This window comes from Staphylococcus sp. KUGN1 (genome assembly GCF_045984185.1).
In the GTDB taxonomy this organism is placed as follows: domain Bacteria; phylum Bacillota; class Bacilli; order Staphylococcales; family Staphylococcaceae; genus Staphylococcus; species Staphylococcus warneri_A.
The window spans coordinates 717150-732613 of the sequence record NZ_JBJQIL010000001.1 but is presented as its reverse complement, the minus strand read 5'-3'; the positions used below and the strand labels follow the sequence as shown (position 1 = coordinate 732613).

Genomic DNA, 15464 nt, shown 5'->3' with positions numbered 1-15464 from the left:
TTTTAATATTAAAAAGCTTCATTTAAAGTGATCTGCAATAGCGAATTGATATACGCGAATGCTTACTTTAAATGAAGCTTTTTTGAATTACAATCTTTAATACGATAAAGCACTAATTAGAACCAATAAATCCATTATTTCTCTTCTATGTAACTATTACTACGTTCATTTATGATTTGTGCTTTACTGCACTTCAATTATGTCTTATTCTTCAGATGTTTCTGATGCTGATTCGTTTTCATCATCAATCATGAAAGTGCTGATCGCATGTTTGTAAATCAGATGTTGTTTTCCTTGTGAAACTAAACGAATCACTTGGCTGTCGAAATCTTCAATTGTTCCTTTCATTTGGAAACCATTTAGAAAGAACACAGTGACTTCTGTTTTTTCTGATTTAAAGTTCTCTAGTGCTTGATCTTGGATGTTTTCATTTGCAATCATGTTCAGTACTCCTTTTATTTATTTGGGGTGTAATCTCATCTAACATCATTTGAAGTGACATATTTTCTCTATCTAACCAGTGAACGTTCATTTTATTCTTAAACCAAGTCAATTGACGTTTCGCATACTTTCGCGAATTCTGTTTTAACTTATCAATAGCTGACTGTAAATCCATATTCCCTTTCACAACAGGTATTAATTCCTTATACCCAATTGCTTGCATACTTTGACTTGACTCATAGCCTTGTTCAACTAAGTGTTGCACTTCATTAAATAATCCGTGGCTCAACATAATATCAACACGTTTATTTATTTTTTCATATAATGTTTCACGCGACATTTCAATCCCTACTAATAATGTATCATAATTTTCAGTGAATTGTTGAACTTTCTTGCGATAACTTAAAAGTTTTTTTGTTTTTAAATAATATTCTATCGCTCTCAATACTCTTTTTCTGTTATTAGGGTGTATATTGTCGGCTGATTCAGGATCAAATGAATTAAGATATTCATGTAATTCATTATTATTTAATTTTGCTAATTCATTTAATTTAGATTTAACCTCTTTCATTTTTTCTTCTGAAACGGTTTCATCTTCAAATTGATAATTATAAAGTAAAGATTGAATATATAATCCAGTTCCACCAGCAACAATAGGTGTCTTACCTCTATCTCTAATATCATTGATACACTTTTCTGCTCGTTGTTTGAAATCATAAGCAGAAAATGTGTCATCAGGATTCAATATATCAATCATATGATGGGTAATACCGTCCATTTCTTCTTTTGTAACTTTAGCAGTACCAATATTCATTTGTTTATATACTTGCATAGAGTCGCCACTAATAATTTCTCCATTACATCGTTTTGCTAATTCTATGCTTAATTCTGTTTTTCCAGACGCCGTTGGTCCTACAATTACAATTAGAAATGGCTTATCTGTATTACTCATCTTATTCACTCACTTTATTTTTCTTTAATATTTGCTTTTTAATCCATTCAAACATATGTTGCCAAGTTGTTAAATAATCATCTTCAAATAATATTTCATGGCGTTTATTTTTATATAATTGCACAGTTATGTGTTTGATTCCTGCTTTTTTATAAATCTTACCTAGTTTTTTAACACCTTTACCATATTCTCCAAAGGGATCATCTTTGCCTGAAATTAATAGTATAGGTAGATTGTGATTCATCTGCTTTAATGATTTAACATTGGCAGTGTCCATCATATATTTAACTGTTTGATAAATCAGTTGGTTAGATACTCTGAATCCACAATATTCATCATCGATAAATTTGTTCACTTCTTCTCTTTTGGTAGATAGCCAGTCACTTTCTGTTTGAGGTTGATCAATCTTTTTAGTAAAGGATTTATTCATTAATCGGTTAACCCATTTAACTCGACGTCTTTTACCTAAAATCATTGTGATTAATTTCAATAGAACCATGGTTGGGATACCTTTCCATTTAGGAAACATACCTGTACCAGTTAATATAAGACCATTTGCAAATTGAGGGTATTGTTTTACAAATAGTCTTGCAATGATTGACCCCATTGAATGACCTAACACAATATAAGGTAGTTCAAAATGGCTATCATAAATGGTTTCTACTATTTCGTATGCATCGTCAACAACCTGTGTCATATCATTGAAGTGGCCTCTTTCATTTTCATCTATATTTTTACCGTGACCTCTATGATTATGTCTAAGTACATCATACCCTTGTAAATTTAATGCTTTAACTAACTCATCATATCGATCCATATGTTCAGCCATACCATGAAAAAGATGGACAATACCAATCGTTTCATTATTAGCTTTATCTATTTTCACTTCAATCATTGTTCCATCTTTGACTGTAATGTTGAATTGACTTTGACTCACGCATATACCCCCCAAAACTTCTTATCTTCATTCATCATGTTTATTAATATAAACATACATATTATATTCAATATACCTTTTGATAACATCGGAATCAAATTGTATGCATATTTAGTTAACAATTCACATTCAGATGTATTTTTTGTCTTATAAGCATGTATGACAAATATAACATTTCATATAAAAAAACTACTAACATTGAGATAAAACTCAATGCTAGTAGTTTGAAATTGATTTAAATTATTCTTTAACTGCTGGTTGGTTATTACCAGATTGTGCTTCATCAATCGCTTTATTTACTTCATCAGTATAGGCTTGTTTTTGACCTTCACTATATTGAAGCATATCTGCTAATACATCGATAACTGCATCTTTATATTGTAGTACATCATCAATATTAAAGTATAATTTACCTGATCTACGTACAAGGAAGTCAGTTGGTTTAAATACCATTTCTTGTTGGATACCATAGATTAATTCTACATAAATTTCTAATGGTAATTGACTAGTATGATATTGCGCAGTTTGAGCAATGTTGAATAAATCATCAACATTTGAACCGTATTTACTTGCTAAACGGTATGCTACATCTTCATCAATACCAAAACCTTTAGCAGCGTCTACTTTTTGTTTAACAAAGTGGTCAAAGTTTTTACTACCACCAACGTCACCACCAGAAATTTTCAATTCTTTAGTCGCACATGGTTTGAATGTTAAACCATATTCTTTTTTAAGACGTTTAGCTAATAAATCAACAATTTCTAATGCCATATGACGGTATCCTGTTAATTTACCACCCGCGATTGTTAATAAGCCTGATTCGCCTTCCCATACTTCGTCTTTACGAGAGATTTCTGAAGGGTCTTTTCCTTCTTCTAAAATTAACGGACGTACACCAGCCCATGTAGATTCGATGTCTTCATCTTTTACATCAACTGTTGGGAACATGTAATTAATCGCATCAATTAAATAATCTCTATCTTCTTGCGTTGTTAATGGTGTTGCTTTTTCATTATCATAGAATGTATCAGTTGTACCTACATATGCTTTACCTTCTCTAGGAATCGCAAAAATCATTCGACCATCTTTTTCTGTATCAAAGTAAACTGCTTGTTGTAATGGGAATTTAGATTGATCGATTACAACGTGAACACCTTTTGTTAAACGTAATTGTTTGTTATTACGTGCATAGTCACCGCTTCTTACTTCATCTACCCAAGGTCCTGATGCATTGATTACTTTCTTAGCTTTGATAGGATATGTTTCATTGTCAATCATATCTACAACTTCAATACCGTTTACTTTTTTATTTGAATCATAAGTAAAGTGTTCTGATTTTGTATAGTTAATGATTTCAGCACCTTTTTCAGCTGCTTTTTTCATCACTTCAATAGTTAATCTTGCATCATCTGTACGGTATTCAACATAATAACCGCCACCTTTTAGTCCATCTTGTTTCACTAAAGGTTCTTTATTAATTGTATCTTGTTTAGAAAGCATTTTTTTACGTTCAGATTTTTTAACACCTGCTAAACGATCATACATTGTTAAACCAATGGCCGTTGTAAATTTACCAAATGTACCACCTTTATGCATAGGTAATAACATCCATTCTGGTGTTGTTACATGTGGACCATTTTCATATACAATCGCACGTTCTTTACCAGTTTCAGCTACAACGCCTACTTGTAGTTGTTTTAAATAACGTAAACCACCATGTACTAATTTTGTAGAACGTGAACTTGTTCCTTGTGCGAAGTCTTGCATTTCTACTAAAGCAACTTTCATGCCACGGTTACTAGCATCTAATGCAATACCTGCACCTGTAATTCCGCCACCAATAATAACAACGTCATACTCTTCATTCTTTAAATTTCTCTTAATGTGATCCCTTTTTAGTGTTGATAAACCCATAATTCAACGCCTCCTATTTAGTATAAAAAAAGAGAGACTTATCCCACAATTACCATTTAATTGTACGAATAAATCTCTCATTTCTCGATTTCCTTATTAACTTGTTTCAAGTATAACATAAATAAGAAAATCTAGTCTATCTCGAGCTTACAATTTATTGATTTGCTAAAGACTAATCTTCTAATTTAAATACTTGTGTAGCTTCTACAGCTTTTTTCCAACCTTTATAAAGCTTAGTGCGTTGTTCTTCTTCCATTTTTGGTTCGAATTCTTCTTCAAGTTTCCATCTGTTAGCAATGTCATCTTTACTTTCCCAGAATCCAACTGCTAAACCTGCTAAGTATGCAGCACCAAGTGCAGTTGTTTCTTGAATTTCAGGTCTTTCTACAGGTGTATTAACAATATCTGCTTGGAATTGCATGATAAAGTTATTTTTAACTGCGCCACCATCAACTCGTAAGTTTTGAACTTCGATACCTGAATCTTTTGACATTGCTTCCATTACATCGCGAGTTTGATAGCATAGTGACTCTAATGTTGCACGAATGAAGTGTTCTTTTTCAGTACCACGAGTTAATCCAAAGATTGCGCCTCTAGCTTCAGAATCCCAGTAAGGTGTTCCTAATCCAACAAATGCTGGTACAACGTATACACCTTCAGTTGAGTCTACTCTAGTCGCATAGTTTTCAGTTTGTGGTGCTGAATTAATCATTCTTAATCCATCACGTAACCACTGAATAGCTGAACCTGAAACAAAGATAGAACCTTCTAAAGCATAGTTTACTTTACCATCAATACCATATGCGATAGTTGTTAATAATCCGCTGTCAGATTTAACTGCTTCTTCACCAGTGTTCATTAACATGAATCCACCAGTACCGTAAGTATTTTTCACGTCACCTTTGTCGAAACATGCTTGACCAAATAAGGCAGCTTGTTGGTCACCAGCGATACCTGCGATTGGTACATTTTGACCAAAGAAATGATAATCAACTGTATGTGCATAAACTTCACTTGATGGCTTCACTTCAGGTAGCATACTTTCAGGTACTTCTAAAATATCTAATAATTCTTTATCCCATTTTAAGTCATGGATATTGAACATTAATGTACGACTTGCGTTTGTATAGTCTGTGATATGTGCTTCTTTACCAGATAATTTCCATACTAACCAAGAATCAATTGTACCAAATAGTAAATCGCCATTATCTGCTTTTTCACGTGCACCTTCAACATTATCTAAAATCCATTTGACTTTTGTTCCTGCAAAATATGGGTCTAATAATAAACCAGTTTTGTCACGGAACAATGCTTCATGACCTTGGTCTTTCAATTCTTGGCAAATACTTTGCGTTTGACGAGATTGCCATACAATTGCATGGTAAATTGGTCGACCAGTATTTTTATCCCAAACAACTGTTGTCTCACGTTGGTTTGTAATACCAATACCTTCGATTTGTTCTGCTCTAATGTTATGTTCGTTCATGACCTCTGCCATCACAGATAGTACTGACGTCCAAATTTCATTCGCATCATGCTCTACCCATCCTGATTGTGGGAAATGTTGTTTAAATTCTCTTTGTGCTACACCTTTAATTTCGCCATCTTTATTGAATAGAATAGCTCTTGAACTTGTTGTTCCTTGGTCTATTGATAAAATGTATTTTTCCATAGGTATTTGACTCCTTTTGATGTCTTCAATATTATTTAAAGTATTTTAATGATAATTACTTATATCATATATCAACACATCATGTTAATTTATATGCAATTTTTTAATAACAAACACTAAAATTGTGATATTTTCTTATGTTGATTAATAGATTGACTCAATATCATTACTTTTAGAAGTTCTATTTAAAATCACACCTAATACTAATGTAATGATAACTAAAATAATACCAACTACACAACTTACATTAAATGTTTGTTTATAAAATACTTCATAAATGACTGCGCCTAGCATACCTCCAGCAATAGGACCTAGTACAGGTACAATCGCATATGACCAGTTTGAACCGCCTTTACCAGCAATTGGTAAAATGGCATGCGCGATACGAGGACCTAAGTCACGGGCAGGGTTAATTGCATAACCTGTTGTACCACCTAAACTTAACCCGATTGCAATAATTAAAGCACCGACAATTAATGGATTTAAACCATCAGCAATTTTATTTACACCGATGAATAAAATACCTAAAGTTAAAGCTGTTGTACCAATAATCTCACTTAAAAAGTTTGCGAAATAATTTTTAATTGCAGGGGCTGTTGAGAACACGCCTAATTTTGTAGCTTGATCTTCTGTTGCTTTCCAATGTGGTAAATACATTAACCATACTAAGGCACCACCAACGATACCTCCAAGCATTTGGCAAACGATATATCCTGGAACTTGCGCCCAACTAAATCCACCATCCATGGCTAATGCAATTGAAACTGCTGGATTTAAATGTGCACCTGAAAATTTACCAACTGCAAATGCACCCATTGCAACGGCTAGACCCCATCCTGTAGCGATAACAATCCAGTCAGCGTTATTACCAGCACTACGTTTTAAATTAACGTTAGCACAAACGCCGCCACCGAAAAGTATAAGGATGGCCGTACCTAAAAACTCTGCTAAATAAGCATTCATATAACTATTCCTCCCAAAATAGATAGGGAGACCCCTACAACGTTATAAAGCTGCAGAAATCTCCCCTTCTCTATTCTAATATTAACTTTTAATAACTTGGTTATATATTACAGTTATGTTGTAAGCGTTGTCAATATTTTTGTTATAAATTTGTCAAATTTATTTCATTTCAATCCTCATTACTCAACTCATTTTTGATATATAAAAAGGAATCAGCGACTCAACAGTTCGACTGATTCCTACACTTATTCATAGAGATATTATTCTATTGTTACCATAATTTTTGATTGCTTGTTGTAATATATTCTGCACCATTATTAATGGCCTCTTCTACTTCAGATACTTCACTAATCAATCCACCTGCAATCACAGATGTATCAGTCTCTTCTTGAATACATCTTACTGCTTTGTGTGCAATACCCGGTAGCACTTCAACGAAATCTGGTTGTACCTTTTGGATTAATTCAATACTCCGACTTAAAGCCTGACTATCTATAATAAACACTCTAAAGATAGTTAGCGTATTTAGCGACTTTGCTTTTTTAATCACTTTAGTCTTTGTTGAAACGATGCCTTTAGGTTTATATTGTTGAATAATATATTCACAAGAATATTCGTCATGACTTAACCCTTTAATTAAATCAATATGGATATAACATTCAATACCTTTATTTTTCAAAAGATCTAATATACTTTTAAGATGACCGATATGCATATCCAACAGTACACATGATTTATATTCGGTTTTAATGAGCTTATCTAAATCTTTCATATTTCTAATTGCCGGGAGTATATTTTCTTTCAAATGATTGCTCCTCTCTACATTACACGTTTAAATAATTTTTCTAATTCGTAATTCGAAAAGTTAATGATAATGGGTCTTCCGTGCGGGCATGTAAATGGATCTTCCATTTCACGCAATTGATCAATTAAATCTGCCATCTCATTATTTTTAAGATAATGATTAGCTTTAATCGACTTTTTACAAGACATCATTATTGCTGCATCTTCACGCATTTTTTTCACATCAATTTTTTTATTTTCTAATACGAGTTCTATCATATCTTTGATGATCTCTTCCGCTTCTGCTTTTGGAAACCAAACTGGATAACTATTAACAATATAATCATGTCCACCGAAATGTTCAAGGTGTACGCCTACTCTGTCTAATTCTTCTTGATACTGATCTATAATGAACTGTTCATCTTTTGAGAAATGAAATGTCATTGGAATTAACAAGTTTTGAACTTCATTTGTTACTTCCCCAATCTTTTCTCTAAAATACTCGTATTTAATACGTTCTTGAGCAGCATGCTGATCAATCATAAACATGCCATTTTCGTTTTGAGCAATGATATATGTGCCATGAACTTGTCCGACAACTTCCATATATGGTACACGTCGACGTGTTGAAGCACTTACTGTACCTTTAATGTCATTTTCATTTTGATTTTCTTCTTGTTTTAGTGTCTCATTTTGATTATCTAATTCATTTAAAATATCTTTTTGATTATTGAAGTAATAATCATCATGATTACGGTTAATATATTGAGAGTCATTAAACAATGTACTTTCATTGTCTTCATTCACTTGTGAAATATTTTGATTCTCAACTTTATCTAATGTGGTTGCACTTAAATCTTCTTGTCTCTCATCTTCAAATGATTGTGGACGATTTTGGACTTCATTTTGTTTACGTTCAAAGTCTAACTTTTGTTGTTCAAAGCTATTGAGCACTTTATTTTTCTTTGGATGAGTATCTAAATCATTTTTAGGAATAAGGATTTTATCTTTAAATGCTTCTCGTATTTTTTCTACTATCAAATCATATAGTTGTTCTTCTTTAGATAATCTCACTTCAAGTTTAGTAGGATGTACATTGACATCTACTAATATAGGATCCATTTGTATATTGATATAACAAATAGGATATCGACCAATAGTTAGTAACGTATGGTAACCTTCTACAATGGCTTTATTCAAAACGAAATTTTTAATATATCTACCATTAATAAATATAGAAATATAATGTTTGTTACTTCTTGAATGTTCAGGTCTAGCTACATATCCTTCTAGATGGTAATCACTTGTATCACCTGTGATATGTACGAGATCTTTTGCCACTTTCATGCCATATATTTCTGCCATTACTTCATTTGTTTTCCCAGAACCATTCGTTTTGAGTAGTGTCTTGCCATCAGAAACAAGAGATATTCTTATATCAGGATGACTCATTGCCATACGGTTAACTATATCAGTGATTTTTCCTAGCTCTGTATAGAGACTTTTAATATATTTTAATCTAGCCGGCGTATTGTAAAATAATGATTCTACTAGGATATCCGTGCCTTTTTTCGCTTTAGCTGGTTTTTGGTTAATAATTTCACCATTCTCAGCATATATTTCATGTCCACTTTCATTATCTGTACATGTACGTAACGTTACTTTCGATACTGAAGAGATACTGGCTAAGGCTTCGCCGCGAAATCCTAATGTTCTAATATGAAATAGATCATCATCTGCATCTAATTTACTTGTCGCATGTCGATGAAATACCAAACTTAAATCATCAGCTTCTATTCCAGTACCGTTGTCTACTACACGTATTGATGCAACACCAGATTGTTCTACTTCAATATTTATTTCCGTAGATTGGGCATCGATGGCATTTTCCAGTAATTCTTTAACAACCGAACTAGGTCTTTCGACTACTTCGCCAGCTGCAATTTTATTAGCTAAGGAGGTTTGTAGTTCTTTAATTTTTCCCATTTACAACACCTCTATTTTAATTGATTTTGTAATTCGTTTAATTTTATCAATGCTTCGATTGGAGTCATGTTTGATAAGTTTAATGATTTGATGTGCGCTTCAATTTCGCTTTGTTGTGTTTCCGATTCAAATAAGTTAAATGCGGCTTGTTCAAATGATGCTTCTTTCTCATCACACTTGTCATGATTTGCCTTTTTATTAGGTGCCTTAGTTTCATCAGCTTGATATGATTCAGTTTGAACGATCTGAGGTTCAGGACTATCAGATTTTTGTTCAAAATCATTCAAAATAACTTGTGCTCTTTGAATGACTTCATCAGGTAAATCAGCAAGTTTCGCTACTTGAATACCATAACTATCATCAACCGCACCATCTTTAACTTTGTGTAAGAAGATGAGCTCTCCTTTATATTCATTGGCGGCTACGTGCACATTTTTTAAACATGGTAATAGCTGATCTAATGTCGTCAGTTCATGATAGTGTGTTGAGAATAGCGTTTTAGCATGTGAGGTTTGTGCGACATACTCTATCATCGCTTGTGCTAACGCTAAACCATCATACGTTGACGTTCCTCTTCCTATCTCATCGAAAATAATCAAACTATCCTCAGTAGCATAGGTTAATGCTTTTTGAGCTTCTAACATTTCTACCATAAATGTACTTTTACCTGAAACTAAATCATCTGCAGCGCCAATACGAGTGAAAATCTGATCAAATATTGGTAATGTCGCAGATTCGCAAGGTACATACGCACCCATTTGAGCCATTATACTAATAATTGCAATTTGTCTCATATAAGTCGATTTACCAGACATATTAGGGCCCGTTATCAGATAAATAAATGTGTCATTATCTAAAGCACAATCATTAGGTACGTAATCATTATAATCCATGACACGTTCAACAACTGGATGTCTAGAATTTTTTAATTTTAATGTTTTATCATCACTAAAATGTGGTCGAACATAATTATATTTTTGAGCTATTTCTGCGAAACTTTGTAAACAATCCAGTTCCGATATGATTTTAGCTTGTTTTTGAAGTCTCTCGGTATATTCTTTAATATGTTCTCTTAATTTGACAAATAATTGATATTCTAACTCTATTGCTTTGTCTTCGGCACCTAAAATAATATCTTCTTTTTCTTTTAACTCATCTGTTATAAAGCGCTCAGCATTAGATAATGTTTGTTTACGATTATATCCAAACTGTGATGGATCAAAGCCTTGTAGGTTGGCACGAGTAATTTCGATAAAGTAGCCAAATACTTTATTAAAACTTATTTTTAATGATTTAATGCCTGTACGTTCTCTTTCTTTGGCTTGTAATTCAGCAAGCCAAGATTTACCATTACGTGAAGCTTCTAAATATTCATCTAATTGGTGATTAAATCCTGATTTAAATAGGCCACCATCTTTGACTGAAATAGGTGGTTCTTCAACCAAACTATTCTCTAATACTTCGAGTAAGTCATCAAGCGGTTCGAGTGCATCAAATTGCGTAATCGTATCGCTATCTAATTGACTTAATAATTGCTTTATATTAGGTATTTCACTAATTGAATGTTTAAGTTGAATTAAATCGCGTGCATTTACATTTCCGTAACTTACACGACCTACTAATCTTTCTATGTCATATACTTGATTCAAATAGTTTCTCAATGTATCTCGTTCAATAAAATGATTGATAAACTCATCAACGATATTTAATCGTTCTTCGATTTGTTGTTTATATATTAACGGACGGTCTATCCATTGTTTCAGTCGTCTTGCACCCATTGGCGTCTTGGTTTCATCCATCAACCATAGAAGTGTCCCTTTTTTAGATTTCAATCTAATGCTTTCTGTTAATTCTAAATTTCTTTTAGCATAGAAATCCATCTTCATAAAATCAATAGCAGCATATTGTTGGACATCTTCTAAGTGTGATAAATCTCTTTTTTGTGTATGTTGTATATAATCTAACAATAATTGCGTTGATTGTTGCATGTGCTGATGTTCAATGTTATTCACTTCAAAATATTGATTTGCAATCTCATCTCGAACTGTTATGGTTTCGGTAATCATATTAATTTGTCGTTGCATATTCTCAGATAAAGGCTCACAAATAACTATTTCATTGGGATTGATAGTTGTGATTTCATTTAATAATGTAGCTTCATCTTCAAAATGTGTAGTTTTCAATTCACCTGTTGAAATATCACAATAACTTAATGCATATTCATGAGGAGATTGTATAAAACTCAAGATATAGTTATTTTGCTTTTCATCCACGCCACCTTGATCCATAACTGTCCCTGGCGTTACGATTCGAACAACTTCTCTTTTAACCATACCTTTAGTTTGTTTTGGGTCTTCCATCTGTTCGCAAATCGCTACTTTATACCCGTTATTAATTAGCGTCTCTATATAACTATCTGCTGAGTGATATGGAACGCCACACATAGGTATAGGATTATCTTTTTTGGCATCTCTTTTTGTTAGCGTAATCTCTAATACTCTTGATGCTTCTTTAGCATCATCGAAGAACATTTCATAAAAGTCTCCAAGTCTAAAGAATAACAAGCAGTCATCATATTCTGATTTGATTTTTAAATATTGTTGCATCATTGGTGTCACATTTGACATAAAGTTCTTCACAACCCTTATTTTATAGTCTTTTTATTAATATGGTTCAATAAATTTATGTAATTTTTTACGTATTATTTAACTCATCTATTTTAACATATACAATCACATCTAGCCCATTATCTAAAATGAAGCATAAAAAATACGCATAATCCCATGTACTAAATCATTACAGTTACACATTGGACTATACGTACTCAATCATTATTTTTGAAAACGATCTAAGAGGCCTCGTCTTTTTAATATTATTAATAACACATAACTAATAGCTGCACCGATAATACTAGATACAATGAAAGCAGTCATAAGCGGTTTTACAAAGAAGTTTTGTAAGTTAAGTATCCATGCTAATGGAATACAGATCAAACTGCCTATAATACCCGTGCCTAAAACCTCACCTACTGCAGCCATAAAAATATGTTTACGATACATGTAAAATAAACTAGCTAATAACACACCGATCATACTGCCTGGAAATGCAAATACACTTCCTGTACCAAATGTTACGCGTAAAATGGATGATATTAAAGCCTGAGCTAATCCATACCAAGGCCCTACAAAAACTGCACAAAGTACATTAACTAAGTGTTGCATAGGTGCTGCTTTGATTGGACCAAGTGGGATGACAATGATACTGCTTAAGATGACATTAATCGCTATTAATAGCGCTGTTATGGTTAATTTTCTAATATTCAATGCATTGTCTCCTTATCCAATTTATTTATCGTGGTAGTTCTCATTATGCTCATTTAAGCGATTTTCCATTGTATTAATCATCATTTGTAATAAATCATTAGCTTCGTACTGTGATGCACGGAATTCTTCAACAATCGGCAATTCATTGATTTCATTTTCTAACTGATGTATTTGATTCTCTGACTGGTGAAATGCCGTTTCCTTACCATAATTTTGTAAGTTAACTGATTGCTTCTGTTGCTTTTTTAATTGATTCATTTTATTTTCAATCGCTTTATTATTATGAATTTGTGATTCAATTGATTGATATTCTTTGATCATTTCTAAGTTTTTAATCTTCTGCGCTAATTGATCTGCATTAGAAAGTATTTGTGTTTTGTTATACATTATTATTGCATCACCAATTCTCTTTGATGTTCTCCTATAAAGGTACCATTTAAAGAATATTGTTTAGCTTCATCAATCTTAACATCTACTAGCTTGCCAACCATTTCTTTTGGTGCTTTAAAATTGACTAATTTATTTTTTGAAGTATAACCCGCTAAAACAGAATCATCTTTTTTACTTGAGCCTTCACATAACACTGTGACAATTTCATTTTCATATTGGCTCATAGCTTTTTGAGAGTACTCTCCGACTTTTTTATTTAAGCGTTGTAGACGTTCTTTTTTAACTTCTGTAGGTACGTTGTCTTTCATTTTCGCAGCTGGTGTACCATCTCTTTGAGAATATAAATACGTGTAGGCATGCTCAAATCCTACTTCATCATATAAAGTTAAAGTATCCTCAAATTGTTCTTCAGTTTCATTAGGATAACCAACAATAATATCCGTCGTTAAGGCAATATTAGGAATGGCTTCTTTTATGCGAGATACTAAATCTAAATAACTTTCTCTCGTATATTTTCTTCCCATAATTTTTAATACTGCGTTATTACCTGATTGTACTGGTAAATGGATATGCGGAACAATATTACCTCCATTAGCAATTACTTCAATCATACGATCTGTAAAGTCCCATGGATGGCTAGTTGTAAATCTTACTCTCGGAATATCAATTTTAGAAATATCTTCTAGTAAATCGCCTAATCCATAGTCTAGTCCTTCAATATCTTTACCATAAGAATTAACATTTTGACCTAATAATGTAATTTCTTGATAACCTTCTCTAGCCAACTCTCTTACTTCATCAATAATGTCTTCTGGTCTACGACTACGTTCTTTACCTCTAGTAAATGGCACGATGCAATATGTACAGAACTTATCGCAACCATACATAATATTTACCCATGCTTTTATATGACCATCACGTACTTTAGGAAGATTTTCAATAACATCTCCTTCTTTAGACCATACTTCAACAACCATTGCTTTTGATAAGTAGGCTTCTTCTAATATTTCTGGTAGACGATGGATATTGTGTGTACCGAAAATCATATCAACGTTTTGGTATGATTTTAATATTTTGTTTACAACTGATTCTTCTTGAGACATACACCCGCATACCCCAATTAAACAATCAGGTCTTTCCTTTTTTAAATGTTTCAAGTTACCGATTTCACTAAACACTTTATTTTCTGCATTCTCACGAATTGCACATGTATTGATTAAAATGACATCAGCAGTGTTAATATCAGTCGTTGCACTATAACCTAAAGCTTCTAAAATCCCCGCCATAACTTCAGTATCATGTGCATTCATTTGACACCCGTATGTTTTTATTAAAAATGTACGTTCTTTACCCATGCCACGATATTTTTCATCTATTTGAAAGTCTCTATTGTATTCAACTTCTTGTTTCCCACGCTTTTTAGCTTCTTTTAAATTAGGTGGTTGATACACATGTTCAAAATATTTGCTATAATCTTTTTCTTCTTTACGATTACGTTCTGCTAAAATATCTATCGTACCAGCTTTTCTCTGCTCTTCATTCACTATTAAAAATCCTTTCTATATGCCCATATATCATTTCTACATTATATTAAATTTAATACAAAAGTGCAAAAAGCGTCATCATTCAATCATACAAAAAAGGCTAAGACCAAAGCCACTAGCATGATTATCAATACGAAAAATTGACGAAGAAAATCTCTTTTCTATCTATATCAAAATGACTAGCTTTTGGTCCTGCCTCATTTATGCACTATGATTTTAAAATTTATCATTTGTTAGAATATGCTTTAGATATTATTATTTTACCCTGCATCATATTTTCCAGTTAATGTTTCTATTTCTATACCTTCTGGCACATGATAAAACTTAACTTGACTTATTATACTTGGACACTCTAATTCAACCATTCGTTGATTTAATTTTTGTATTAAAATTAAACATTCATTCATGTCTCCTTGGACTGTTGTCTCGAGAGGCCCTACGCGATAATGTAAACCAGATTGATCAATGATTTTAATTGCTTCATCAACATATGGAATAACATCCTCATTTTTTGGTGTTTTCGGTATAATTTGAATACTCATTAGTGTATCGATCATTT

Annotated in this window: 13 protein-coding genes; all 13 read right to left on the bottom strand. The window is 32.5% G+C overall.

The genetic code is table 11. The annotated features are described in order from the left end of the window. Positions 1 to 204 precede the first annotated feature (204 nt). Positions 205 to 441, bottom strand: coding sequence for an RNA chaperone Hfq (gene hfq / locus ACJQQZ_RS03675; RefSeq protein ID WP_002451265.1), 237 nt, complete (start codon positions 439 to 441; stop codon positions 205 to 207). Beyond that, on the bottom strand, positions 428 to 1393 hold the full coding sequence (miaA, locus tag ACJQQZ_RS03670; RefSeq protein WP_049425254.1) for a tRNA (adenosine(37)-N6)-dimethylallyltransferase MiaA: 966 nt from the start codon (positions 1391 to 1393) through the stop codon (positions 428 to 430). Before miaA ends, hfq begins: the two co-directional genes overlap by 14 nt. 1 nt (position 1394) lies before the next feature. Then, positions 1395 to 2330 carry an alpha/beta hydrolase gene (locus ACJQQZ_RS03665; protein ID WP_049425253.1) on the bottom strand — a complete coding sequence of 312 codons (936 nt, stop codon included), beginning with the start codon at positions 2328 to 2330 and terminating at the stop codon, positions 1395 to 1397. Between the two features lie 240 nt (positions 2331 to 2570). Further along, positions 2571 to 4244: a glycerol-3-phosphate dehydrogenase/oxidase gene (locus ACJQQZ_RS03660; RefSeq protein WP_002451262.1), complete on the bottom strand. Its 1674-nt coding sequence runs from the start codon at positions 4242 to 4244 to the stop codon at positions 2571 to 2573. Between the two features lie 172 nt (positions 4245 to 4416). Continuing rightward, entirely contained in the window at positions 4417 to 5916 is a 1500-nt protein-coding gene (gene glpK / locus ACJQQZ_RS03655; RefSeq protein WP_049425252.1) for a glycerol kinase GlpK, read from the bottom strand. Between the two features lie 144 nt (positions 5917 to 6060). After that, on the bottom strand, positions 6061 to 6879 hold the full coding sequence (locus tag ACJQQZ_RS03650) for an MIP/aquaporin family protein (RefSeq protein ID WP_002451260.1): 819 nt from the start codon (positions 6877 to 6879) through the stop codon (positions 6061 to 6063). A gap of 271 nt (positions 6880 to 7150) precedes the next feature. Continuing rightward, entirely contained in the window at positions 7151 to 7684 is a 534-nt protein-coding gene (locus tag ACJQQZ_RS03645; protein WP_002451259.1) for a glycerol-3-phosphate responsive antiterminator, read from the bottom strand. A gap of 14 nt (positions 7685 to 7698) precedes the next feature. After that, positions 7699 to 9648 carry a DNA mismatch repair endonuclease MutL gene (gene mutL, locus ACJQQZ_RS03640; protein ID WP_145505208.1) on the bottom strand — a complete coding sequence of 650 codons (1950 nt, stop codon included), beginning with the start codon at positions 9646 to 9648 and terminating at the stop codon, positions 7699 to 7701. 11 nt (positions 9649 to 9659) lie between these two features. After that, positions 9660 to 12275 carry a DNA mismatch repair protein MutS gene (gene mutS / locus ACJQQZ_RS03635; protein WP_049423385.1) on the bottom strand — a complete coding sequence of 872 codons (2616 nt, stop codon included), beginning with the start codon at positions 12273 to 12275 and terminating at the stop codon, positions 9660 to 9662. Between the two features lie 204 nt (positions 12276 to 12479). Further along, positions 12480 to 12971 carry an energy coupling factor transporter S component ThiW gene (thiW, locus tag ACJQQZ_RS03630; RefSeq protein ID WP_002451256.1) on the bottom strand — a complete coding sequence of 164 codons (492 nt, stop codon included), beginning with the start codon at positions 12969 to 12971 and terminating at the stop codon, positions 12480 to 12482. Between the two features lie 21 nt (positions 12972 to 12992). Next, complete coding sequence (locus ACJQQZ_RS03625) at positions 12993 to 13358, bottom strand: YlbF/YmcA family competence regulator (RefSeq protein ID WP_002451255.1); 366 nt, start codon at positions 13356 to 13358, stop codon at positions 12993 to 12995. Positions 13359 to 13360: 2 nt separating this feature from the next. After that, entirely contained in the window at positions 13361 to 14905 is a 1545-nt protein-coding gene (gene miaB, locus ACJQQZ_RS03620) for a tRNA (N6-isopentenyl adenosine(37)-C2)-methylthiotransferase MiaB (RefSeq protein WP_002451254.1), read from the bottom strand. A 260-nt stretch (positions 14906 to 15165) separates the two neighbouring features. After that, positions 15166 to 15462 carry a thiamine-binding protein gene (locus ACJQQZ_RS03615; protein ID WP_002451253.1) on the bottom strand — a complete coding sequence of 99 codons (297 nt, stop codon included), beginning with the start codon at positions 15460 to 15462 and terminating at the stop codon, positions 15166 to 15168. Positions 15463 to 15464 lie beyond the last annotated feature (2 nt).

What these genes read in the sequence shown, in the direction of transcription:
- ACJQQZ_RS03660 (WP_002451262.1), bottom strand. Translation starts at nt 4,244, where the DNA reads ATGGGTTTATCAACACTAAAAAGGGATCACATTAAGAGAAATTTAAAG.
- ACJQQZ_RS03615 (WP_002451253.1), bottom strand. Translation starts at nt 15,462, where the DNA reads ATGATCGATACACTAATGAGTATTCAAATTATACCGAAAACACCAAAA.
- hfq (WP_002451265.1), bottom strand. Translation starts at nt 441, where the DNA reads ATGATTGCAAATGAAAACATCCAAGATCAAGCACTAGAGAACTTTAAA.
- ACJQQZ_RS03625 (WP_002451255.1), bottom strand. Translation starts at nt 13,358, where the DNA reads ATGTATAACAAAACACAAATACTTTCTAATGCAGATCAATTAGCGCAG.
- mutS (WP_049423385.1), bottom strand. Translation starts at nt 12,275, where the DNA reads ATGTCAAATGTGACACCAATGATGCAACAATATTTAAAAATCAAATCA.
- mutL (WP_145505208.1), bottom strand. Translation starts at nt 9,648, where the DNA reads ATGGGAAAAATTAAAGAACTACAAACCTCCTTAGCTAATAAAATTGCA.
- miaA (WP_049425254.1), bottom strand. Translation starts at nt 1,393, where the DNA reads ATGAGTAATACAGATAAGCCATTTCTAATTGTAATTGTAGGACCAACG.
- glpK (WP_049425252.1), bottom strand. Translation starts at nt 5,916, where the DNA reads ATGGAAAAATACATTTTATCAATAGACCAAGGAACAACAAGTTCAAGA.
- ACJQQZ_RS03650 (WP_002451260.1), bottom strand. Translation starts at nt 6,879, where the DNA reads ATGAATGCTTATTTAGCAGAGTTTTTAGGTACGGCCATCCTTATACTT.